We start from the raw sequence: 25,012 nt of genomic DNA, 5'->3' as shown, positions 1-25,012 counted from the left end.
CGCTTCAGTACTTCGTTCCTGAAAGCGGATGCAAAGGTATACACTTTTTCAGCTTAATCCAAATCTTTTGAAGAAAAAGTTTCGTTTTAAGATGGATTTTAACAGATATTCACAAACAAAGTCTTAAAATATGAAAAAGACACATTATTATATTATAAAAGCACCAACATACGAGGAGAAAAGCAAAGGACAACCATTCAACAGCAATAAGCCGGAAAATGGAAACAAATCATCCGTAAAACAAACGACAGGCTGTGAACGGAAATGAAAAATGAAACAAATGCGTCATAAGACAAAACAAGCAACACGACAAGCCGACCACGGTGAATCGGAAAGAACGGGCTGCCCAACCGAGGAAAAGCCGAAGAGGAGACACATTATAAAAACGCATATTCATGCAATATGATTATGAAAGAATGAATATTCATGCGGCGCAAAGTCGCTGAGAATCGTTCAAAACCTGACGGCAATCATTCTGCCTCCGTACACGCAGTTTTTAAGCACAAAACATAACCTCCTGAATATCAAGATATTGCCGGAGAGAAAGCGTCGGAGGGCATTTTCAGTAACATGGAAAAGGCTTTTCCACAGTGCGAGAAAGCCCATTTGAGCACGCGGGAAAGCCCATATGGGAAGGCGGGAAAGGCTTTACGGCTATGCAATAATATTACAGGAAGAGGCAGACCAAGGCAACATGGCACCGAAAAACAGGCGTGACCGGGAAATATGGAGGAGTGATACGGAGGAAAACACAAAACATAAAGCATGCAGAAGAAAGGAAAGCGGACAAGATAGAGAGTCCGCGCGCCAGCACAGCTTCTATTTTGCGAAAAAAGAATGTCAATATTTTTTACCTTCGGTATTGCATAAATATTCAGTCCGGCAGAGCGCAGCAGCAGCATGCTGACGACAGTGCGAGATAAGAATGGAAATCTAATTACCTATTCGGGTTAACAATAAAGCAAACAATGTTAACAATAAAGCAAACCATGAAAACACCGACCGGCACACATCCTCAGACAATGCTGAAGTGCCGGCAAGTGGAAATGGTGTACCGGGACAAAAAAAAGAATCCCTCTCCTTTTGCCGGAGAGAGATTCTCTTATTTAGTTATAAAGTAACTGCGAACTTATTTCACAACGAACTTCTTGCCGTTCTGGATGTAAATGCCACGCTGTGTAGCACTCTTCACCTGAACACCCTGGAGGTTGTAAATCTTACCGTCCTTAACAGTCTCAGCGTCGTCTGTCACTCCATTGATGCCTGTAGGAGTCTGTGTACCGAGGTAAGTCAGACGGAAGTTGTCAAGACATACCCAGTCTTTCTCAGCACCACCTTCTTTGTGAACACCGATTGTGAGCACGCCGTCATCACCTACCTGAACAAGGAGACTGTTCTTGTAAGCACCTACCTGGAAGTAGTTTGTAGCCTGCTGCGGGTTGTTAGGAATCCAGCCTACAGAAGTGTTGCTGTTCCATCCGTAGCCAGGAGCATAGTTAGCATACTGATCTATTGTAACAAGCGGAGTTGTGATCTGATTCATGTTGGCATCCCAAGCAAAGAGATTTGCAAGCTGCTTCGGCTCATAACCGCCGGCTGCGATAGCCTGTGTATAGTCAACCTCTGTGCAGTCGCGATAGTAACCCTGAACTGAAAGGATGTAATATCCGGGCTTCAGGTCGTAAATGGTCTGAGAGATATCAACAGGATCCTGGTTGAAAGCCTCGAAAGCGAAGTCGTGGTTATTCGATCCGCGGTTGTAGATTGTACCGTTGGTGTGCTCCCAAGCATACTCCTCACCGCTCAGGTTGTCCCAACCACCGCTGATTTCATACTCACGCTGGTTGAAGTTAGGCATCTTGATGGCGTAAGAAGCGTCAACAGGGTTCTCCTCGGTTGCAGCCTCGAGCAGAGCGTCGCGGTCTTCCTTAGAAACGAGAATCCACATGTTGTCCTCATCGCCATTTTCGTCAGCCACGTTAGAGTCTACTGCGGAGTAGCTTCCCTTACGGAATCCAAGCAGATACTTATTGTTTGCTGCCTCCTCCTTACTGAGTGATTCGAGGTTGCCGCGCTTGATGTTGTATACACCTTCCTTAACCTGAACGAATGTCCAAGGATCCTGAGCACCGGTATCGCAATAGCCACCGTAGTTCAGATAGTGCTGATTTTCACCGTTCTTCAGACGTGTGTCTATAACGAATGTGTTAGCCTGATCGGTCTCTACGAGAGTAACCATGATGCCCGGGAATCCTACAGCTGCGTGTGCGCCCCAGTCGTCGCCACCGCAGAAGAAACGCTTCTGACCTACGTTGTAGAGATAGAACGAGCCTGCAGCAGGAGCGTTGCCCTTGAATACATTCTCATGCTTCTCGGCAGCGTTGAGACGGCGTGCCATACGGAGGTTGTCGAGAGCAGTGTTGATGGCGTCTGATGCCACAGCGTTGGCAACAGCGTCTGTAGCGGCTGTCATAGCGTCGCCTTCCACTTTCTCATTCTGAGAGAGAGCCACCGTCTGTCTGAGGAATGTAGCGTTTGTGCTGGTCTCGTTCATGAGCTGGATAGCGTTTGTGATGGCTGTAGAAGCCTCACCCATCTGTGTGGCGTCTGTAGAAGTCTCATAAACAGACTTACCGTTAGCCAGAGCCTCGTCGAACATCTTGTTGATTGCGTCGGTAGAACGTGCCGTTACAGCCTCAGCGTCCTTTATAGCCTGTGCGAGAGTTTCCTTAACCTGGTCGATATCAATCTTAGAGCCGTAGTATGTCAGCTTGAAGTTGTCCACGATAATCCAGTCGTCGTTCACTCCCTGTTCTTTCTTAACACCGATAGAGAGAGAACCGCCGGCAACAGAAGTCTTGATTTCCGGGTTCCAGTAAGCGCCGTGGAACAGTGCCCATGAAGCCTGGTCGGTGCTGTTCGGCACCCACTTGCCGCTCTCGATAGGATCGAGGAAGTCCGGATCGGTCATCTTGGCGTTATACTCATAGCCCTTTTCGTATGCATCCTTGGCACCCTCGAAGATGGAAATCATAGGAGCGGTGGTTGTGTTTGCGAAGTAAGTGGCATAGTGGTTCTCTTTTCCATCCTTATAAAGGTCGTAAGCGAAGAGGCTGTTTCCGTCCCAGTCCTTAACGTCGTCAGCAGAGCCCTCGCGGTAGTATCCCTGCAGAGTCATACCATATGTACCGTTAGGAATGTCGTTCAGAGTCTGTGTGATGGAAGCAGAGTAAGAGCTCCACATCTCGTATACGCGGTTACAGTTAACCATTCCGTCTCCCGTATTGCCCTTTGCAGGTCCTGAATGACCTTCGGGCAGCTGGTCGCCGGAGATAGCTATGATCCACTTGTCTATACGGCTGTCCTGATTGGCAAACTGAGGACAACCGATGAGCCATGTTGCGTCAGCACTGCCGTTAAGCTCTGCCTGCTTCTTCATGTACTCTATACGCTCTTCTCTTGTTACGAGCTGCCATACGTCGTTTTCGCCATCATAATCCTGTCCGGAAACCAACCAGCCGTCCGCTCCTACATAAAGATAAGGATATTCTCCGGCATTTGCACAGATTCTTACCGCATTGGGGACATTCGCATCATCAGCAGGCTCTATTATCCACTGCGTCAAAGCCGCGCCGGTATCAAGATAAAGATTATCCCAGTTCAGACTATTGTTATGCCTGAACTTAGGATTAAGCTGATACATAGCATCTGCTCCCTCAACCAATTTACATGTAACCTCCCAGTCCATACCTCTTGTTCCGAGTTCACCGCGTGTTGTCCAGCGTGAGCCGTCATTCGGAGTTGCTGAGATGTTGTCGTCATTGTTCTGCAGCCATTTGCCCGACTTTACATTGTAAAGATAATAGTCGGCTGTCGCATCCACCTCAGCCACAGGTCTCGTACCGGTAAACGGCGACGTCAACTGAGCCGACATGGTAACACTACCAAGCAAGCCCAAGCCCAACATAAGTAATTGTTTTTTCATACTTAGCTTTAGTTTTAGTTAATAATTTGATAAATCAACAATATTCTGAAAACAGGTTCCTGCATGTCACTCACGCTGACCCGTTATTGTCTTTTTATAATAGTATGACAAAGAGACGAAAATAAAGCTTCTTAATAATCTTAATGAAAGCAACCGACTCACCTCATCATGCATCAGTCTTTTCAGTTATCGGTTTCTCTGTCAAGTTATTAGTTATTCTATATTTGCTTCAATAGTCATCGGCAAATATATAAAATATTTGTATAACAGCATCTATGTTATGCATATTTATTAATATAATAATTGTTAAAGACGTATTTTCATGTTATATCAAATGAGACAGATGAGAAACCGACAGAGGCTGTAACTCGGATTGGAAAACAGGGAAAATGGGCATGGGCTGCGCACGCCACGCATAAGGGAAAGCCAAGGAGGAGGAAAGGCAGTGCGGGAGTTTCCGTATGATGTAACACAGATGTAACATATGTGACACAGGAACGAAAAATAAAACAATGAACTTTGCGACAGAGAATGCGCCGCCGGTAGCAGACGGGACAAGTATCGGGACTATCCGGCTGCGCGTATCACGGACAAAGACACAGAACGGCAGAATACATAAGCCACACCTTATTATATAATATATATAGAACAGACAAGACATGAGACTGATAAAGACACTGACACTTGCGGCACTCGCAACACTGACGTCCGGGGGCATCACGGCACAGGAAAAAGCCACTACCGACTACCGTCCGAACATACACGGGACAATAAGGGGCAAATATGAATATCAGACCGAAGAGGGAAAGGGACGCTTCCAGGTGCGCAACGCGCGCATAAGCGTGGACGGAAACATAACTCCGATAATATCTTACAAGGCTGAGATAGACCTTTGCGACGAAGGCTCCATAAAGATGCTCGATGCCTATACGAGGCTGAAGCCTGTGAAATCGTTGCAGTTCACCATCGGACAGATGCGTGTGCCGTTCACCATCGACGCCCACCGCTCACCGCATCAACAGTATTTCGCCAACCGCTCTTTCATAGCCAAGCAGGTGGGCAACGTGCGAGACGTGGGTGCGGCTGTGGGCTACGACTTCAATGTAGGGTTCCCCATAAAGCTTGAGGCGGGCATGTTCAACGGAAGCGGACTGACAAACCAGAAGGATTTCTGGACAAACAACGTGAACTTCTCGGCAAAGGCGCAGATGTTCTTTCCGCACGGATTCAACCTCACTCTGAGCACTCAGAAGATAAGACCCGACCATATCAGCGTGATGATGTATGACGCCGGAGCCTACTATCACAGCCGGGGATGGCACGTCGAGGCTGAATATCTGCTGAAGACATACGCCGACGGGGCTTTCGACAACGTGCATGCGTTCAACGCCTTCGCAAGCTATGACTTCAGACTGGGCAAGGGCGCGCTGAGATATATCACTCCGCTGGTGCGCTACGACTACATGACCGACCACAGCGACGGCATGCGCTACAAAGACGGAGAGGAGGACACGGAGGGCAAGCTCATCACCAACGACTACCGCAGGTCGCGCCTCACGGGCGGTCTTACACTGAGTTTCAGCAAGCCGTTCATAAGCGACATACGCATAAACTACGAGAAATACTTCTACCGCGACGGTGCCATACCCAAACCGTCAGAACGCGACAAGATTGTGGTGGAGTTCATGACGCGGTTCTGACGCGACACTCCGCGTTTCCGTCATTTCCACCTCCATGTCTTGAATATGACATGTCCGAGATGGCTCACCACACTGAACATCCTTGTCTGAAACAGCGATTTTCCGGCAATTATCATTATTACGGCAGTCAGTATGAGCACTATCCCGGCAGCAAGACGCGGTGTGAGCTGTTCGCCGAACACCGCAACGCCTATCACCACCGCCGTGAGCGGCTCGAGAGCGCCCATCACGGCTGTAGGAGTGGAGCCCGTCTCATGCACAGATATGGTCATCAGCACAAGTGAAAACACCGTGGGCAGAAGAGCGAGCATGAACGCGCACGACCACATGCGGGGCGTGGTGAGCATCTGTATGTGCAGACCCGTGATGAAAGAATTGGTAAGAACGGTGAGCATACCGAAGAAAAGCACATAAAAAGTGAGCTTCATCGACGACATGCGCAGCGGCGACTTGTTCACCACCACTATGTAGACGGCATAGCTGAGCGAGGAGAACATCACGAGCATCACGCCTCTTGTGCTGAGCGTCGCACCTCCGTCACCATGATAAAGCATGGCTATGCCCGAAAGGGCAAGCATTATGGCGAACACCGATACGGCTGGAAGCCTTTCCTTGAACAGCAGCGCCATGATGACAGCCACCATCACCGGATAGACAAAAAGCAGCGTGGAGGCTATGCCGGCATCCATGAAACAGAAGCTGAAATACAGCGTTATGGACGACGTGGAGAACACCACTCCGAGCGCGCAAAGCAAGGACAGCTCTCTCCTACTTACCTTCAGGCTCTTTCGCCGCGCCGCCATGAGCATGCCGAGCATCACTACAGCAAGCGCGAACCTGTAGAACAGCACCGAGTTGGCGTTTATTCCGTCTTCATAAAGATACAACGCACCCAACGGATTGGTGCCGTAACATACGGCGGCTCCTATGCCGCACAGATATCCTTTAAGTTTAGACTGCATGGTCTTTTTATAGTGTCAATCCTGATTCTTTATTCTTATGAGCAAGTTGGAGAGAATGGCTGCCACACCGCCGGTGGTGATGCCGGAAGAGAATATGGACGCAACCTCGTGCGGCAGACCTGAAAGTATGTCGGGCACAAGCTCCACACTGAGTCCGAGCGAAAAGCTGACAGCCATGACGAGCACCTCTTTCCGCCCTATCTTCTGCGACGCGATGATGCGTATTCCGGCTGTAGCCACCGTGCCGAACATCAGCAGCGTGGCTCCGCCGAGCACCGGCTCGGGCATCAGCGAGAACACAAGGCTCACGGCAGGGAATAGTCCGAGCAGCACAAGAAACAGCGCGATGAAATATCCCACATACCGACTGGCGACACCGGTGAGCTGTATCATGCCGTTGTTCTGGGCGAATATGGAATTGGGGAAAGAGTTGAACACCGCGGCAAGAAATGAAGTCAGACCGTTTGCCACCACTCCGCCGGACACACGCTTGTCGAACACCTTGCCCTCCACAGGCTCTCCCGATATCAGTGAGTTGGCTGTTATGTCGCCGTAAGCCTCTATCGCCGTTATCACGAAGATGATGCTCAGGGAGATGAACGCCGACCAGTCGAAGTCTATGCCATACTTGAATGGCTGCGGAAGATAGAATCCCGAATAGCTGCCTGCCGCCGAGAAGTCGATCATTCCCATAGCCCACGCAACCACATAACCCACTACAAGACCTATCACTACAGAGCTCATGCGCAGCATGCGGTTGCGGCAGCTGTTGAAGAAAACGATGACAAGCAACACCAGTCCGGCAAGCATCAGATTGCGCATGCTTCCGAACGTGCCGTCGGCAACGGCTGAGTTGCCCCCTCCGCAAGCCGACACGCCCACCTTGATGAGACACAGTCCGATGAGCGTCACCACTATGCCCGACACCACCGGCGTTATTATGCGTCTCGCATACCGCAGCATGCATCCCACAATCACCTCTATGAACGAGGCTGCCATGCACGTTCCGAATATCACGGCAGGACCGCCCGCCATTCCCGCGGCTATCACCGGACCTATGAACGAATAGCTCGTGCCCTGGATGCAAAGCAGTCCCGCGCCGACGGCACCGAACCTGCGGCACTGCACGAACGTCGCCACGCCCGAGGCGAAGAGAGCCATCGACACCATGTAGCTCGTGGTGTGAAGGTCGAATCCGAGTTGTGAGGCGATGATGAGCGGCGGAGTCATTATAGCCACAAATATCGCCAGGAGGTGCTGCATGGCAGCGAAGAGCGTCTCGATGAGCGGCGGTCTGTCGTTAAGCGCGTAGATGATGTCACTGTTTTTTCCCATATTCACGATATATATATCATTTGACCGGCAAAATTAACAAAAAACATTGTAACACAAGAAAGCACGTGCCGCATAGATAAAAAAAACGCGCTTTCTCACGAAAGCGCGCTACCTTAAAGCTTACAATAATACCTAATACCTAATTGAAAATAATTCTGGTCTTCCTGTTCAATTTTTTCACCTAAATGGAACAAACCATAAATCTTATTCTCCTTCCGGAGCTTTGTCTATGAGATCCATAAACTGGTCAAGCTTCGGAGTTATGATGATCTGCGTACGGCGGTTGCGCTGCTTGCCCACTTCGGTAGAGTTGTCAGTGAGCGGGTTGTATTCGCCGCGTCCGCCTGCCGTAAGTCTCTTAGGATTGACGCCGTAATTGTTCTGCAGATACTGCACTACGCTTGACGCACGCAGACAAGAGAGGTCCCAGTTGTTGCGTATGTTCTTCATCTGCGGGCTTGAAGTGTTCACCGGAACGTTGTCCGTGTTACCCTCAATCAGCACGTCATAGTCCTTGTAGTCCATTATAATCTTAGCGATTTTGCTCAATGTCTCCGCCGCGCGGTCGTTTATCTCATAGCTTCCGCTCTTGTAAAGCATGTTGTCGGCAAGCGATATGTAGACAACGCCTTTGAGCACCTGGACGTCCACTTCCTTGAGTTCCTCCTTGCTCAGGGAGCGTGTCAGATTGTTGGTAAGCACGAGGTTGAGCGAGTCAGACTTCGATTTCACCTCCACAAGATGGCGTATATACTGGTTAGACTCGTTAATCTGATCCACCAGCTTGGAGATATTGATATTGTTAGAGCCTGCGTTTGTAAGGCTCTTGTCAAGCGACTGCTGCAGAGCTGCGTAATCCTTGTTCTGACGTTCGAGCTGATCTTCGAGCGACTGTACGCGAGTCTGTGCCGCTGCAAGCTGCGCGTTTGCTTCTGCCAGCTTGTCTTTCGTGCTCTGATAGTTGCCCATCAGTTCCTTGTTCTCAAAGCGGCAGTTCTCCAGATCCTTTTTGCTGGCACAACCGGTCATGAGCATCAGTCCGGCGGCGACAGCCAAAATAGCTACGTTTGTTCTTTTCATAAATATCAATGTTTAGTTATTTCGTTATCAGACTTTTGTCGTAAAGCTACATATAAGACGTATTAATAATGACAATGTTGCTTACAGTTTACACTGTTTAACTACCAAATTAGCAATTTAACATTATTTTAGCACATATTCAGTTAATCCTTAACAGGTTATGAGAAAAGCGGCTGTCCCGCGCATATCTGCCGGACAGCCGCCCTGAATGTCATTTCAGCGTTCCGCTCATTTGTAGAGTTCAAGCTCGTAAATGCGCACCGTGCTGTCGTTCACGCCCTGTGCCGGACCCGTGACATACAGCCGCACATAGCGTGCCTTTACCGGCTTGATGCTGCGGTTCACGTCGTTGCTTCTGTTGCCGTCAATCATGTCGACGGTCTGCCACTCCTCTGTCTGGGAGTTGCGCACCTGCAACAGACATGCGCGTGTGATGTAATTTGAAGACTCGGCTCCCGCGTTCAGTATTCTCCAACCGCTGAATTCTTTCTCCTCTCCAAGGTCGAAAGCCACATAGTTAGGAGCTTTTCCTGTGTCACACCACTTGGTGTCGGCGTCTCCGTCCACGAGTTTCACGGCAGCCTCATCATCGTTCACCTGTCCTGAAACGGCAACCACCTTCGCTCCCTTGAGAATGTTCGTGCGCACGGCGTCGGTTTCCGAGCCGTCGGTCTTGTTTGCCGTACAGAACAGTCTGCCTGCCGGCTTCACGGTGTTCTTCTCGTTCACAGCCGTTGCGGCGAAGACAACGACGTTCTTGTCTGACGGAAGTATTATCTCGGTAGCACCCTCCGGAATGTCAATACCATACTTGAACATATACGTGAACTCATATACACGGTCCTCATATTCGGCGTGGCTGTGTGTGCCTACATAGGCAACCTCGGCATCTTTCAGGTATCCCTTGGTGTGACCCTCATGTCCCCACTGTCCTACGAAGCCTGTATAATAAGGCACGTTCACCGTCTGGCGGGTTTTGCCCACAGTGAATGTGGCGTTGCGGTCGCCTGATGAAGAAGCCGCGAGCAGATACACCTTATTATATTTACCGCCTGCCGGCAGCTTTATTGTGTCACCGTCGCATGCGAGTCCGTTGTTTGTATCCATTTCTCCGAATGTGAAATGCACTCCGTCCACGGTGAGTCCGTCCTTAGGCAGAAGTTCTGCCGCATAGCTGTTGCCACCCTCAAAGTTGCCGGCTGCGCGGAACTCGTTGTATGAGAAACAGTTCTTGTTGAACGGCAGTTCCAGACTTCTTGCGTCAGCGAAGCATGTACCGGCTTTCTCCGACACGTTGTCCTTCAGTTTGAGACGATAGGTCTTCACGCTGAACGGCTTTATGCTGACGCTCAGCTTGTTGCCGCTGAACGATGCGGAACCTGTCTCTTTCTCCGTACCGTCAGCCTCCACAGCCTTCACTATGTCTGCGGCGAAAGTGAGGTTCGCGCTCTGAGCCTCCTTACCGGCAGTCTCATAAACGCGCACGACATACTCATCGCCGGTCTCAGCCTTCTTCAGCGCGCGCACAACAACGTTGTCGTTGTCTGACGATACGAACGAGAACTCACGTCCGAGGTCACCCTTATGCTTCGGCGACTTGAACGCCCTTATCGGACTGTTGTAGGCTGTAGCCATCTGCACGGTCTCTGTCTTGTCGAGCTGTCCCTCATGTCCCACGATGCTGTAAGTGAACTCATGATATCCCAGATCCTGACGGTCCTGATAAGCATATCCGCCTCCCGGTTTCGGAGAGAAGAGGAGCGACAGGCGTATTGTGTTGTCGTCCGGCTTGTCCCATCCGTATTTTGAGTCGTTGAGCACGGTCACGCCGTAGTTGCCCGAACGGTCGGTCAGGTCGGTCCATTCATGAGAATACACCTCATAACTGTTCTCGCGGTTGTTTCCGCGCTCCACACTTCCGAGTCCGATGTCGTAAGTAGCCTTCTCATTGCTTACGGTGAGAGGGAACTGAACCTTCAGCAGCGCGTTGAGCGAGCGCCAGTCCACCTCGTTGTAGAAGTCGATGCGGTCTGCCTGACTTCCCTCATACAGACGTATATACTGGTTTATCTTCGTGTCGCCATAGCTCTTTGTGACACGCAGCGACTTGCGGAGCGGACCGTTCTCTACCATCGTCACGCTCACGTTTTCCTTTATGTCGACAGGAGCCTTGTCCACAGTGTGCTTCAGAATCTCCCATGCGGGCCATGCCTCCGACCGGCAGTCGTCGAATATGACGAGTCCGATGGACTTTCCGGCAGCCACGAGTTCCTTGCCGTTACGTTTGTCGATGAGCGACGAGATGTTGCCTATCTTGTCAAGCGTAACCTTGTATACGGAGTTCTCTATCATGTTGGCAGACTTGATTACAGGCGCGGAAGCCTTTCCGCCAGCCTTCACGCTGTACACCGAGAAGCCCGTAGACGGCACACTCGCGTCGACGAGCAGACTGCGCTTTCCCTTCGAGTCGGTCACCACCTGCGACGCAACCTTGCGCCCTTTGGCATCGGTCACACTGTAGGAAGCAGCCATGTCGGGCAGAGTGATGCTTGTCACCGCGCTCACGGGGAATGCCTGTGTGTTGTAGAGCACCACCGGAGTGCCCGACACGTTGGTGTTCATGCGGTTTGCCACACCGCTCACCGCAGTCGTGAGGTTGTTTGAGAAACGCTGCAGCGAGATAAGCTCGTCGTTCCATGAGAACTCATACGCACGCGGTATACTTGTTCCGGGAAGGTCGTCATGGAACTGATGCAGGAGCACGCGCTTCCAGCTTTCGGTGAGGTCGCGCAACGGATAGGCACCCTGTCCGAGCCATTCGGCAACCACGGAGGCACGCTCGGCTGCGTCGCCGAGGTTCTCGTTCTGGCGGTTGTAAAGCTTCATGGCAGCCTGAGAGGTGTAGCATCCCGTGCCGTGAACGTCCATGAAGAGCTCTCCGTCATGCACCGGCAGCTCGGGATGATTCTCGTAAGGCAGGAAGTCCTTGTATATCTGGTCGCTCGTCGCGCTTATTATCTCTATCGGACCGTCGCCCTTTATTCCTTTTTCCAGACCTCTCACCGATGCCAGATTGGGCGAGCCGCCCGTGTCGCCCGTACCGTAATAGCGGTATACCATGTTGAGCGGGCTCTCGGCTATTTCCTTCATCAGCCTCTTGCTGTGCGACATGTCGGCGTCGGGGAATCTCTCGCCGTAGCCGAATCCGTGCGTCATCATGATGCGGCTTCCGTCTATACCCTGCCACAGTCCGATGGTGAACGGATATTTCTTTCCGCCCTCATAGAAGGCATGGTTTCTCCATCCGAGCTTCTGTGTGGAGAAGCCGATGAGTCCGCAATGGCTTGCAAGCGTAGGTATGAAATAGCTGAAGCCGAAGCAGTCGGGCAGGAACACGTCGGTGCTTTCCTTGCCGAACTCGCTGCGATAGAAACTCTGACCCAGCAGGATGTTGCGCAGCCACGACTCGGGCGACACGATCACCGTCTCGTTGGCGTCCCAGCCGCTTCCCGTAAGATGCCACCGTCCGTTGGCTACATACTTCTTCATCTTCTCGTACTGCAACGGATAGTACTCCTTCATCCACGAGTATTTCACCGCACCTTCAAAGTTGAACACATAGTCCGGGTAGTTGTCGAGCAGATAAAGGTTCTGGTTTATGGTGTTCCATACATAATGCTTGATGGTGGTCTGTATGTCCCAGTTCCACTGAGTGTCCAGATGGGCGTCAGCCACCATGTAGGCTTTCATCTTCTTGCCGCCGCTGTCCTGAGCCGACACAGTGCCGAGCGTCATGCAGGAGGCAAGAGCCATCAATAAGATTTTTTTATGCATAACAGTTATTATTGAATATAATTAGGTTAAAATATGTACATTCCATCAAGCCGGTCAGGTGTGAGGATAATGCAAACGAGCGGAAAAAAAGCGTGCTTTCAGTTTCCCGAGTGCAGCTTATCTTCTACAAAGATACACAGATATCTCTGTTTTCACCATTTCCTTTATTTATAATAACAACCTTGGAATGAAAAAAATAAAAAATCGGGGAGCAAAATTCAAAACATTAACAAAATTTATACATCTGTTCATATTAAAACAATGGTGCCGGCATTGCCGCCGAAAGCCTCCTTCGTCCGATTACCGCCACATCGTCAAATATTCCGCCCAGTCCTGTCATACCGATTGTCCTACACATATATAATACTTTCTTTTACATTATACCATACTTTTGCTGCCCTATTATACACATTTTACAGCGATACATCATACATTTATTCCTTTTTATTATTATATTTGTTCACAGCTTCGCCCAAACCGTATCACCACGGCGAATATGCCGTGACAACGGACGAAGAACCGATAAAAACCTACACTCAACAATCATAACACATACCGCATATGAGAAAAAACATCATCATTTCAATGCTTGCCGCCGTCTCACTGTCGACAGCGCAGGCGCAGGGACCGGCAAAATACGACCCCTCCGTGCAACCCGGAGAGATGCAGTATTTCACCCCTGCCGGAGGAAACCAGTTCGTAGGCGACTGCATTCCGTTCTTCCACGGCGGCACGTTCTATCTCTACTGGCTCCTCGACGAGGGGCATCACGGCTCGCTCAACGGTCTCGGAGGACACCAGTGGTGTGTCAGCACCACGCGCGACCTGAAGACATGGACCCACCACCCCATAGCCATCGGCATAGACGAAGACTGGGAGAAGTCCATCTGCACAGGCTCTGTGGTGAGCGACGGAGACAAGTTCTATGCCTTCTATGCCACACGACTGCTCACAGACGGCAACAACGTGGCAGAGCAACTGAGCTATGCCGTGAGCAGCGACGCGCTATCCTTCACCAAGCAAAAGCCCAACCCGTTCTACACATCAGCCCCGGGCTACAGCACACGCAACTTCCGCGACCCGAAGGCTACCATAGACAGCGAAGGCACTTTCCATCTTTTCGTGTCCAGCGAGAAGAATGAGGCGACGATAAACGAGGGAAAAGGTTGTCTGGTACACATGACATCCACCGACCTGAAGACATGGCAGGTGGGTGAGCCGGTGCTCTCCGGAACAATACACGTGCCCGAATGTCCCGACTACTTTGAGTGGAACGGCTGGTATTATCTCGTCTACGGACAGGCGGGAGACACCTACTATCTCAAGTCGCGCTCGCCTTACGGTCCGTGGGAGTATCCAGAATCGCAGGCTCTGCTCGAACAGTGGGTCAACGTGGCTAAGACAGCCGCCTTCACAGACGGACGCCGCATAGTGGCGGGATGGGTGCCGAGCCGCAACGGCAACACCGACTCGGGAGGCGAGCTCTTCGGTGGCTGCGTCGTGCTGCGTGAGGCTCTGCAGCTCGACAACGGCGACCTCGCCACCCGACTGCCTGAAGAGGTGATGCCGCAAACAGACTCTCCGCTAAGCCTCACCCTCACTCCCACCGACGGCGCGACGGTCTCCTCGCCGGGCAGCATCAGCGTGGACGCGCGCGGCGACATATGCGGAGCGCATGCCACGGGAGTGCCATACAACTGCGTAGTAACGCTCGACGTCATTCCGGAAGGCAACTACGAGGAGTTCGGCATGTTCCTGCGCTCAGAGGACAAAGGCATAAACAGCTATAAACTGTCATTCAACAGCGACAACCGCACAGTACGCCTGCACGACTCTTCCATCTCCGCCGTCACCGGACTCGACAAACCCATGAAGCTCACAATAGTGATGAAAGGCGACATAATAGACGTATGCGTGGACAACAGGAGATGCATCGTCAATCGTCTTCCGGAAAAGAAGGGCTCCCAGCTGTGCTTCTTCGCACGCAACGGAAAGCTGAGGTTCGAGAACATAAAGGTGTGCCCGATAACAGGCGACGCCTCTAAGCGATGACGGCTGTGGCGCAAGCCGCTGTCCGCTGTGCCGTGACGGCGGCAACGCATCGTGTGTGCGAATGCATATTTATGCAATTATGAAAGTAAAAAATATTTACAGCGGGAATTTGCAAAAGAAAGTGACGCATGCCGGAACGGACAGTACCGGAACATGGATGTTTGCACGCGGATTTGTGCGAACGGATATATAAAACGTGATATATATCATAATTCGCAGCCGGAAAACCCCGTTTCCGTATTTTGCTTCCACACGGAGGCGGTGCGGAAGGGACTGTTCCACACCCTCGGAAAGCCTTTTTCATGATGCTGGAAAGGCTTTTCCGCACTCCCGAACGGGCTCTTCGGCATGGCGGTATGGTGTCTCCCGAATCACCGTTCCGGTAAACATGCTGTATATCAGAGCCTTACCTTAAACGCGAAATACGCGCGTATATGGCGGCGAAAAGTTTTTCCTGACTTTCAGAGGCATTCTCGCGGGGTTGGTGATGAATAAATATACACGTGCGGCACCGGCATTGCATATTTATACATAAACATGTATCATATATTATGAGACCCGCAGACACATTATTGAAATATATGAGCGGTGATTTGAAACGAATATCAGAAAATTGGTGTATCTTTGCAGAAGATATGCTGCACTCGGGAAATTGAAAGCCAGCTTTCTTTCCACTCGCTTGCAATATCTTTGCAAAAGATATGCTGCGGCACCCGATTACCCAATCGCACGATGCCGCCGCGGCACATCATCCCGCACTCACCGCTGCGGCGGACGCACGGCGCGAAAGCTCAGAACAAAACAATACAAAACATTATAAATCATGATTCTCTTTTTCAAGACTTCACAGCAGAGCGTGATAGCGACAGACGTTGACCATCAGCTCAGTAAAGACGAAATCAACGAACTTAGTTGGCTCTACGGTGACGCCGCACTCATCGGGAGCGAAAAGGTGGAAGGCTATTTCGTGGGACCGCGCCGCGAGATGATCACACCATGGAGTACGAATGCCGTAGAGATTACACAGAACATGAATCTTCACGGCATTTCGCGTATTGAGGAGTTCTTCCCCGTTGAGAACGAGGACTCGGAGCACGACCCGATGCTGCAACGCATGTACAACGGACTCGACCAGAACGTGTTCACAGTGAACCGCAAACCGGAGCCCATAAGGCACGTGGAGAATCTTGAGGAATACAACGAGCAGGAGGGACTGGCTCTCTCGCCGGAGGAGATGGAGTATCTCCACAAGATTGAAAAGCAGCTCGGCAGACCGCTGACCGACTCTGAGATATTCGGATTCGCGCAGATAAACTCGGAGCATTGCCGCCATAAGATATTCGGAGGGACATTCATCATCGACGGCAAAGAGATGGAGTCGAGCCTCTTCGCCATGATAAAGAGGACGACACAGGAGAACCCCAACAAGATTCTGTCGGCTTACAAGGACAACGTGGCGTTCGCCGAGGGACCGGTGGTCGAACAGTTCGCACCCGAGGACCAGTCCACATCCGACTACTTCCGGGTGAAGGACATCGAGAGCGTGATATCGCTCAAGGCTGAGACTCACAACTTCCCGACAACCGTGGAGCCCTTCAACGGAGCGGCGACAGGCACGGGAGGAGAGATACGCGACCGTATGGGAGGCGGCACCGGCTCATGGCCCATTGCGGGAACAGCGGTGTATATGACGGCGTATCCGAGACTGAAGCCCATCCCGACCTCCCCGGTGGGGAGGGGATGCGAGGCTTGCGAGACTGGCGGAACCAACAACTTATCTGACGATACAAAGTCCGTAGCTTCGGATAATAACGTTGCAGGCAATGATGAAATAAATAAATCGAAGGCAGAGACAAGACAATCGGTTGCGGATAATACCGCCCCCTCCCCTCAGCCCTCTTCTCCCCTCCCCACCGGGGAGGCTGGGAGGGGCTTCCTCTGGGAATCAATCCTGCCCGTACGCAAGTGGCTCTACCAGACTCCGGAGCAGATTCTCATAAAGGCGTCCAACGGTGCGAGCGACTTCGGAAACAAGTTCGGACAACCGCTCATCTGCGGTTCAGTGCTCACCTTCGAGCACAAGGAGGGTGAGGAGAAGTATGCCTACGACAAGGTGATAATGCTCGCCGGAGGCGTGGGATACGGCACACGGCGCGACTGCCTGAAGAAAGAGCCGCAGAAAGGGAATAAGGTCGTAGTGGTGGGAGGCGACAACTACCGCATCGGTCTGGGCGGAGGCTCGGTGTCGTCGGTAGACACCGGACGCTATTCAAACGGCATAGAGCTCAACGCTGTGCAACGTGCCAACCCCGAAATGCAGAAGCGTGCCTACAATCTTGTGCGTGCCTTGTGCGAGGAAGACACAAATCCGGTTGTCAGCATACACGACCACGGCTCGGCAGGACACCTCAACTGCCTGTCAGAACTTGTAGAGGAGTGCGGCGGAGAGATTGACATGACAAAGCTGCCGATAGGCGACAAGACGCTCTCGGCGAAGGAGATAATAGCAAACGAGAGCCAGGAGCGAATGGGACTGCTCATCGACGAGAAGCACATCGACCATGTACGGCGCATCGCCGAGCGCGAGCGCGCGCCGCTCTATGTGGTGGGCGAGACGACAGGCGACGCGCACTTCTCATTCGTGCAGGGCGACGGCGTGCGACCGTTCGACCTCGACGTGGCACAGATGTTCGGCCACTCGCCGAAGACAATAATGAGGGACGAGACTGTGGAACGGCACTATGCGGACGCTGACTACTGCGATGTGACCAAACAGCCGGAGATGCTCGACGAGTATGTGAGCAACGTGCTGCAGCTCGAGGCGGTGGCTTGCAAGGACTGGCTCACCAACAAGGTGGACCGCTCCGTAACCGGAAAGATCGCCCGCCAGCAGTGTCAGGGACAGCTGCAACTGCCGTTGAGCGACTGCGGAGTGGTGGCTCTCGACTATCGCGGACGCAAAGGCATCGCCACGGCTCTGGGACATGCGCCGCAGGCAGGGCTCGCTTCGCCAGAGGCAGGCAGCGTGCTCTCTGTGGCAGAGGCTCTCACCAACATCGTGTGGGCGCCGCTCAGCGACGGTATGAAGAGCGTGTCTCTCTCCGCCAACTGGATGTGGCCCTGCCGCTCACAGAAGGGTGAGGACGCCCGTCTCTACTCTGCCGTAAGCGCACTGAGCGACTTCTGCATCGCGCTTCAGGTGAATGTGCCAACAGGAAAAGACTCCCTGTCGATGACACAGCAGTATCCAGGCGGCGAGAAAATCATCTCTCCGGGTACAGTCATCGTGAGCGCGGGAGGAGAGGTGAGCGACATACGCAAGGTGGTGTCGCCCGTGGCTGTGAACGACAAGAACTCGTCGTTCTATCACATCGACTTCTCCTTCGACAAGCAACGGCTCGGAGGAAGTGCCTTCGCACAGACAATGGGCAAGGTGGGCGATGATGTTCCGACAGTGAAAAACCCGGAATACTTCGCCGACTGCTTCGGGGCTGTGCAGCAGATGATAGGCAAAGGCTGGATAATGGCAGGTCACGACATCAGCGCGGGAGGTCTCATCACCACCCTGCTCGAGATGTGTTTCGCCAACACAAAGGGCGGAATGCACATCAACCTGCACGACATACAGGACGACGACATGGTGAAACTACTCTTCTCGGAGAACCCGGGAGTGGTCATACAGGTGTCTGACAAGCATAAGGAGGAGTTCGCCAGATTCATGGAAGACGAGGGTATAGGCTACGCCAAGATAGGCTATCCCACACCGAAGGAGCGCACCATAGTCGTAAAGAAGGGTGCGTTCGAACATACATTCGACATCGACGCGCTGCGCAAGGTATGGTATACCACATCCTATCTGCTCGACCGCGACCAGAGTTTCAACGGATATGCGGAGCAAAGGTTCGCCAACTACAGCAGCCAGCCGATTGAGATGAAGTTCAACGACAGCTTCAAAGGCACACTCCAGAGCTACGGATTGTCTGCCGACAGGCGCGGACGCTCGGGCATAAAGGCTGCCATCATACGCGAGAAGGGAACCAACGGCGAGCGAGAGATGGCTTACTCGCTCTATCTGGCAGGCTTCGACGTGAAGGACGTGATGATGACCGACCTCATCAGCGGGCGCGAGACACTGGAGGACATCAGCATGATAGTGTTCTGCGGAGGATTCTCCAACTCCGACGTTCTCGGCTCTGCCAAGGGATGGGCGGGCGCGTTCCTCTTCAACCCGAAGGCAAAGGAGGCTCTCGACAGGTTCTATGCGAGGGAGGACACTCTGTCGCTCGGCATATGCAACGGATGCCAGCTGATGGTGGAGCTCAACCTTATCAACCCTGAGCACACAAGCCGCGCACACATGCTTCACAACGACTCGCACAAGTTTGAGAGCGCGTTCCTCGGTCTGGACATACCGCAGAACAACAGCGTGATGTTCTCATCGCTCGCCGGAAGCAAACTCGGCATATGGGTGGCTCACGGAGAAGGGAAGTTCTCTCTGCCCGAGTCGGAAGACAGATACAACATCGTGGCGAAGTACAGCTACGGCGACTATCCGGCAAACCCGAACGGGTCAGACTACAACGTTGCCGGCATCTGCTCGGCTGACGGACGCCACGTGGCGATGATGCCGCACTTGGAGCGCGCCATCTTCCCGTGGCAGAACGCATGGTATCCTGCCGATCGCGCTGGCGACGAGGTGACACCGTGGATAGAGGCGTTCGTAAACGCACGCAAATGGATAGAGAAGCACTGATAATTCTACATAAGACAAGAAGACAGGAAAGCGCGAGCCACGCCCGGACACAAACGGGCTTGCCGCGCTCCTGTTTCATGTATTGAACACAAAAGCGTCACATAAACACACAGGAAGGGCTTTTTGCGCCAAGGCGAAGACATTTTCACGCACAGCGCAAAAGACAACACAGAATCAAATTCCCGCACATGGCAAACATTTATATACAGTCTTTCAAGACGTTCTTCAAGATTGGCGCCTTCACACTCGGGGGCGGATACGCCATGATTCCGATAATAGAGGCAGAGGTGGTGGACAAATACAAATGGATAGAAAAGGAGGAGTTTCTCGACCTCATAGCCATAGCGCAGAGCTGTCCGGGAGTGTTTGCCATAAACGTTAGCATATTCATAGGCTACAAGCTGCGCAAGCTGAGAGGCGCGCTGTGCACTTGTCTGGGCACGGCTCTGCCGTCGTTCCTCATCATCCTGCTCATTGCGATGTTCTTCAAACGCTTTGAGGACAACACCACTGTGGAAGCCATATTCCGCGGCATCAGACCGGCTGTGGTGGCACTCATAGCCGCTCCCACGTTCAGTCTGGCAAAAAGCGCTGGCATAACGATAACAAACTGCTGGATTCCGATAGTAAGCGCGCTGCTCATATGGCAGATCGGGGTGAATCCCATATTCATAATCATCGCCGCAGGATTAGGCGGCTATCTCTACGGAAAACTGTTAAAACCAACGGAATGATATTCTTAGAACTCTTCATAACATTCTTCCAGATAGGTCTCTTCGGATTCGGAGGGGGATACGGAATGCTGTCGCTCATACAGACGGAGACCGTGGTGAGGCATCAGTGGCTCACTTCGGCGGAGTTTACAAACATTGTCGCCATAAGCCAGATGACTCCGGGACCTATCGGAATAAACTCGGCGACATACTGCGGGTACACTGCCGTGCACAACGCTGGCTTCAACGAGACCATGGCTGTGCTGGGAAGCGCAACCGCGACGTTCGCACTTGTGCTGCCGTCGCTCATTCTCATGATACTCATATGCCGGATTTTTCTGAAGTATATGCACACGCAACCGGTGCAGGACGTGTTCAGCGGACTGCGCCCGGCGGTGGTAGGACTGCTCGGAGCGGCTGCTCTGCTGCTCATGACAAAGGAGAACTTCTCCTCCGTTGAGGAGAATCCGTGGCAGTTCTGGATAAGTGTCTGGCTGTTCGTGGCTACGTATGTGGGCACGAAAGTGATGAGGATAAACCCTATAAAGATGATTGGCTGGGCGGCGTTCGCGGGTCTGATGCTGCTCTACTGAGACGTCCGGCAAACTGGCGGCAGTAAAAACCGGATACAGGACAATCTGTATCATGGTGAGGTGAGGCTGCCTATATATATTAATAATGTGAACCTCCCGCTGCGGAACGCCTTTACGCAGCGGGAGGTTCATATTTTACAGGCATGAAAGACACCACGTTACGGCATACCGTCAATAGTCTTCCGCGTTGGCAAGGTTCCAAAGATTGAGGAACGCGGCGCGTGTTATGTTCATCACCTTGTCGTAGTTGATGCGCAGGGCTTCGTCTCCCGGCTTGTGATAATCGGGATGGCCGTCGGTGTGATACCATATTATAGGAATGTCCTTCCTTGCGAACGACACGTTGTCACTGCCTCCGATGGACTTGTCCGACGGCCGGTAGTCTGGCTCGAGGCGCAGTCCGTACTCTGCGATGTCGTGCCTCAGCCATTCTCCGAAGGCGGGTTTGGTGTCGCTGTAGAAGTACACCGTGTGGCGCGGACGGTCGGGCTTGTTGTTACGTCCTATCATGTCGAAATTGAGATATGCCTTTATCTTGTCGAGGAAAGCGCATGTACTGACAAAGTGGCGTGAACCGTACAGACCGGCTTCCTCACCGTCCCAGAATGCGAAAATGACATTCCGCTCAGGCTGTATGCCGCTTTCCGCAAACGCGCGGGCTATCTGCAGCACCGCACTTACGCCAGAGGCGTTGTCGTCGGCACCGTTGTAGATGGAGTCACCGTCAACCTTCGCGCCCACACCAAGATGATCGAAGTGTGCTCCTACAACCACATACTCGTCCGGATTGCGCCCTTCTATCATCCCGAGAACGTTTTTCATCGCCACTCTCACCGAGTCGTTGCGCTCCCTGAGTCTCACCGTCACATCGAAAGGATGGCTGTATGAGGAGCCGAGAGGGCTTATTCCGTACTGCCGCAGCATCGACTCGATGTACGCGGCGGCAACGCTCGCCCAGTCGCTTCCGGTCTTCCTGCCATACAGACAGTCGGAGGCGAGAAAACCGATATGCGCTCTCGCCGCCTCCACCGTGATTGTGTTCATCGCCGTTTCCTTAGCCGCCCTCACCTTCTTCGGGCTGTTCGGGTAAGGAGCGGAGGCGTCGGCAGCAAGCGGAAACACGGTCGCTGCAACACAGAATATCAACAATAACTTCTTTATCATATACTTTTCATTTTATAACAAACGATTACCTGACGCACAGAAAAAACCTTTCCATGTCACGTCAGCCGCGTCCTCCGCCGATAACCATGTCCTTCACATTCCTGCAGAAACTGATGTCGGTAAGCAGATCGTCTATGTTCACGTGCATGCGATAACGCCAGTAATGATGTGAGTCAGCCGGAACATTCACACGCTCGGCATCGGCATCGCGCCTGCGGAGACGCTCGTCGACAGCCATCCAGTCCTGTATGGCAATGACACAAATCATAGACGGACACGCCAGATGGCGCGCGATGATTTCCCGTGCCAGCCATCCCGGCATGGGATGTGGAGCCTCTCCATGCATGCCGAGCGTCACATTATAATAATATCTTGCACGTTCGCGGTCCTCATCCCACCACTGACGCATCGTAGGAGTGTCGTGCGTGGAGATGGTGCAGACCGAACGGTAAGGGAAACGGTTGATGTCCGCGAATCGGTCGCCCCATTGTTTCGGCATCGTCTGAAGTTCCAGACTGAGTATGCGCAGCTCATCCATCACCCAAGACACGCATTCCGGCACCATGCCAAGGTCTTCGGCACACGCCAGCATATGCGTCGCCTGCGTGATGACAGGCAGCTTTCTCATAGCCTCACGATACCAGAACTGGTTGTTGCGACGGTAATAATAATCGTCATAAAGCCTGTTGAAGGCATTCCGGTCAGTCTCTCCGAGTGCCTTGTAAGCATATCCGAACTGTGCGGAAATGCGCGGATGGAACTTCTGCGGGTCCTTATGGTCGCGGACGAAAAGCACTCCGCTCACAAGCGAACACAGTCCGTCGCGCACCGATATGTCGTCCGCCGACCTGCTGTCCTCAAACGCCGCGTATATGAGACGCTGCGTGGCATACTCCGGCTTAAGCCTGTAGACATCGCTGTGTGAATGGTCCAGATAAGTGTCGGCAACCTTTCCGGCACGCTCACCGAACACCTCAGCCACCACGTTCTCCGTGATGAACGGCTCGACAAAGAGCTGTTCGCGGAAGTGAAGACCGTATGCCTCTATCTCCTCACGCGTGAGTCCGAGTGCGGGAGAGAAGTGTCCGATGCGCGCATCCACCGCTCCGACAGGTATCTCCCATATGCGGAAGAAGCCGAGAACATGGTCTATGCGGTACGCATCGAAGAACACCGACATATGGCGCAGCCTCCTTATCCACCACATACAGCCGTCGTCAAGCATCCGCTGCCAGTTGTACGTAGGGAATTCCCAGTTCTGTCCTTTCTCCGAAAAGGCGTCGGGCGGTGCTCCCGCCTGTCCGTCGAGATTGAAATATTCAGGTTCCTGCCACACGTCGCAGCCGTTGCGGTTCACTCCGATAGGTATGTCACCCTTCAGCACGACGCCCTGCAGGACCGCATAATCGTGCACCTCACGCAACTGTGTGTACAATATGAACTGCACATAATAATAGAACGCGACACTCCGGAACATATCGTCCTGCGGATCGGAAAGTGCCTTCCGCTCGCTCTCGTCCCAACGGTTGTGCTCCTTCCACAGCCGGAACTCGGCGGTGCCGTAGCTGTCGCGCAGACTGCAATAGCACGCATAAGGCACGAGCCATGAGTCGTTCTCACTGAAGAAAGCGGCAAACGCCGCGGAGGAAAGCACTTTCCCTCCCTCCTGTCTGTACAGGACGCGCAGATAATCGAACTTCGCCCTGCCCACACGCTCGTAGTCGATGGCTGGCAAGGCGTTGAGTTCCTCGCGCAGAACCTCATATTGCAGTCTGACCTTCCTGTCGGCTACAGGCGGCAGCCTTGACAGATCCACATACTGCGGATGCAGTGCGAAGACGCTTATACAGCTGTAAGGATAGGAGTCTCTCCACGTATGCGTTGTCGTGGTATCGTTCACCGGCAGTATCTGCAAGACTCTCTGACCTGTCCGCGCCACCCAGTCGACCATCTTTCTAAGGTCGCCGAAGTCGCCCACTCCGAAGCTTTTCTCCGACCGAAGCGAGAAAACCGGCACAAGCGTACCGGCAAGCCGACGCGGAGCGATGTCGAAATCGGCATTCCGCAGACAGTATGTCCTGACCTCTCCGGGACGGCACAGACATGCCCTGAACACCCTGTTGCCGCCTTTCTCCCACATGAACGCGCTGCCGTCAGCACCGTTTACCGCCACGAACTTGAACTCCAAAGCCTTTCCGGAGAACATTGCCGCATCCAGATCAGCTATCCATTCGTTGACATTATGCTCTGTCATGGACACTCCCTTCGCCACATCCCACATGCCGAGAGCGTCGTGACTGCCCGTGATGACCAGCCGTTCGCCCTCTCTAAGTTGCGGCGCGTGCACTACAAACCGCACCACCGAGCCATAAGACGCAGGCTTCACACTCTGCAAGCGTGCATGGTTTACGCATGCGGAGAAGGCTGATGAATAGAGCCAGGAGGCGGCAGGCATGTCCATCCACATGTCATTCATCTCATAAGAAGCCGCCCCCAGCACCGAGAACTCAAGGCGGTGAAGGTAAAGAATCCACTCTCTCCGCACCACGCGGCCTCCGCTTCCCACACTATAATAATATGTTATCACGGGATGACTTTCCGAATGGAAGTTCTCGAGCGTGCAGCTCCAGTGCCTCCCGTCGCCCGTAGACATGCGATAGACACGCGGCTTGCAGTCACCGGCATTCGCTCCGGTGAATACGTTCAGCATCAGTTCCTCACCGGAAACGGTGTTGTATTCGATATAAAACTTCAGTTTCATACGGTTTTCGATTGTCCTGTTAACGTTATAAGCATACCGCCCCGCACCGGCTGCGACAAGCTTCCGGCTGCCGGGAACAG

The 25,012-nt window shown here is 52.6% G+C and carries 13 protein-coding genes; 6 read left to right on the top strand and 7 right to left on the bottom strand.

The window, feature by feature from the left end:
• Positions 1-130: 130 nt before the first annotated feature.
• Entirely contained in the window at positions 131-268 is a 138-nt protein-coding gene (locus BN4609_RS16400; RefSeq protein WP_164071563.1) for a hypothetical protein, read from the top strand.
• 861 nt (positions 269-1,129) lie between these two features.
• Here the strand turns inward: BN4609_RS16400 and BN4609_RS03400 are convergent.
• Entirely contained in the window at positions 1,130-3,985 is a 2,856-nt protein-coding gene (locus BN4609_RS03400; protein WP_164071562.1) for a hypothetical protein, read from the bottom strand.
• Between the two features lie 665 nt (positions 3,986-4,650).
• On the opposite strand from BN4609_RS03400, the gene BN4609_RS03395 reads away from it, so the two are divergent.
• Positions 4,651-5,685, top strand: a complete 1,035-nt coding sequence (locus BN4609_RS03395) for a porin (protein WP_394806071.1) — start codon at positions 4,651-4,653, stop codon at positions 5,683-5,685.
• A gap of 20 nt (positions 5,686-5,705) precedes the next feature.
• Here BN4609_RS03395 and BN4609_RS03390 read toward each other — a convergent pair whose 3' ends face one another.
• From BN4609_RS03390 to BN4609_RS03375, 4 genes are all read right to left on the bottom strand, one after another.
• The gene (locus BN4609_RS03390; RefSeq protein WP_068855294.1) at positions 5,706-6,647 is read right to left on the bottom strand and encodes a DMT family transporter; all 942 of its coding nucleotides are present in this window, start codon (positions 6,645-6,647) and stop codon (positions 5,706-5,708) included.
• Between the two features lie 15 nt (positions 6,648-6,662).
• A complete protein-coding gene (locus tag BN4609_RS03385) occupies positions 6,663-7,982 on the bottom strand; it encodes a nucleobase:cation symporter-2 family protein (protein ID WP_068855293.1) in 1,320 nt (439 codons plus the stop codon).
• A gap of 204 nt (positions 7,983-8,186) precedes the next feature.
• On the bottom strand, positions 8,187-9,062 hold the full coding sequence (locus tag BN4609_RS03380) for an OmpA/MotB family protein (RefSeq protein ID WP_021992309.1): 876 nt from the start codon (positions 9,060-9,062) through the stop codon (positions 8,187-8,189).
• 228 nt (positions 9,063-9,290) lie between these two features.
• Positions 9,291-12,896 carry a beta-sandwich domain-containing protein gene (locus BN4609_RS03375; protein ID WP_068855292.1) on the bottom strand — a complete coding sequence of 1,202 codons (3,606 nt, stop codon included), beginning with the start codon at positions 12,894-12,896 and terminating at the stop codon, positions 9,291-9,293.
• Between the two features lie 561 nt (positions 12,897-13,457).
• Between BN4609_RS03375 and BN4609_RS03370 the strand changes: the two genes are divergently transcribed.
• The 4 genes from BN4609_RS03370 (at position 13,458) to BN4609_RS03355 (ending at position 21,007) form a co-directional block, all read left to right on the top strand.
• Positions 13,458-14,948 (top strand): family 43 glycosylhydrolase, encoded by a 1,491-nt coding sequence (locus BN4609_RS03370; RefSeq protein WP_068855291.1) that lies wholly within the window; start codon positions 13,458-13,460, stop codon positions 14,946-14,948.
• 823 nt (positions 14,949-15,771) lie between these two features.
• Positions 15,772-19,701, top strand: coding sequence for a phosphoribosylformylglycinamidine synthase (gene purL / locus BN4609_RS03365; protein ID WP_241033181.1), 3,930 nt, complete (start codon positions 15,772-15,774; stop codon positions 19,699-19,701).
• Positions 19,702-19,889: 188 nt separating this feature from the next.
• Positions 19,890-20,435, top strand: a complete 546-nt coding sequence (locus tag BN4609_RS03360; protein WP_068855290.1) for a chromate transporter — start codon at positions 19,890-19,892, stop codon at positions 20,433-20,435.
• A complete protein-coding gene (locus BN4609_RS03355) occupies positions 20,432-21,007 on the top strand; it encodes a chromate transporter (protein WP_021992302.1) in 576 nt (191 codons plus the stop codon). The genes BN4609_RS03360 and BN4609_RS03355 overlap by 4 nt, the downstream gene beginning before the upstream one ends.
• 171 nt (positions 21,008-21,178) lie before the next feature.
• Here BN4609_RS03355 and BN4609_RS03350 read toward each other — a convergent pair whose 3' ends face one another.
• Both BN4609_RS03350 and BN4609_RS03345 read right to left on the bottom strand, forming a co-directional pair.
• Positions 21,179-22,171, bottom strand: coding sequence for a M20/M25/M40 family metallo-hydrolase (locus tag BN4609_RS03350; protein ID WP_241033180.1), 993 nt, complete (start codon positions 22,169-22,171; stop codon positions 21,179-21,181).
• 61 nt (positions 22,172-22,232) lie between these two features.
• Positions 22,233-24,932, bottom strand: coding sequence for a 4-alpha-glucanotransferase (locus BN4609_RS03345; protein WP_068855289.1), 2,700 nt, complete (start codon positions 24,930-24,932; stop codon positions 22,233-22,235).
• Between the last annotated feature and the right edge of the window lie 80 nt (positions 24,933-25,012).

Origin of the sequence: Leyella lascolaii (assembly GCF_900079775.1) — a bacterium.
Classification (GTDB): Bacteria; Bacteroidota; Bacteroidia; order Bacteroidales; family Bacteroidaceae; genus Prevotella; species Prevotella lascolaii.
This window is presented reverse-complemented; position numbering and strand designations above follow the sequence as displayed.

Bases quoted from the DNA above. Each gene is read 5' to 3' on its own strand.
- BN4609_RS16400 (WP_164071563.1), top strand. From the start codon at position 131: ATGAAAAAGACACATTATTATATTATAAAAGCACCAACATACGAGGAG.
- BN4609_RS03400 (WP_164071562.1), bottom strand. From the start codon at position 3,985: ATGAAAAAACAATTACTTATGTTGGGCTTGGGCTTGCTTGGTAGTGTT.
- BN4609_RS03390 (WP_068855294.1), bottom strand. From the start codon at position 6,647: ATGCAGTCTAAACTTAAAGGATATCTGTGCGGCATAGGAGCCGCCGTA.
- BN4609_RS03385 (WP_068855293.1), bottom strand. From the start codon at position 7,982: ATGGGAAAAAACAGTGACATCATCTACGCGCTTAACGACAGACCGCCG.
- BN4609_RS03380 (WP_021992309.1), bottom strand. From the start codon at position 9,062: ATGAAAAGAACAAACGTAGCTATTTTGGCTGTCGCCGCCGGACTGATG.
- BN4609_RS03375 (WP_068855292.1), bottom strand. From the start codon at position 12,896: ATGCATAAAAAAATCTTATTGATGGCTCTTGCCTCCTGCATGACGCTC.
- BN4609_RS03370 (WP_068855291.1), top strand. From the start codon at position 13,458: ATGAGAAAAAACATCATCATTTCAATGCTTGCCGCCGTCTCACTGTCG.
- purL (WP_241033181.1), top strand. From the start codon at position 15,772: ATGATTCTCTTTTTCAAGACTTCACAGCAGAGCGTGATAGCGACAGAC.
- BN4609_RS03360 (WP_068855290.1), top strand. From the start codon at position 19,890: ATGGCAAACATTTATATACAGTCTTTCAAGACGTTCTTCAAGATTGGC.
- BN4609_RS03355 (WP_021992302.1), top strand. From the start codon at position 20,432: ATGATATTCTTAGAACTCTTCATAACATTCTTCCAGATAGGTCTCTTC.
- BN4609_RS03350 (WP_241033180.1), bottom strand. From the start codon at position 22,171: ATGATAAAGAAGTTATTGTTGATATTCTGTGTTGCAGCGACCGTGTTT.
- BN4609_RS03345 (WP_068855289.1), bottom strand. From the start codon at position 24,932: ATGAAACTGAAGTTTTATATCGAATACAACACCGTTTCCGGTGAGGAA.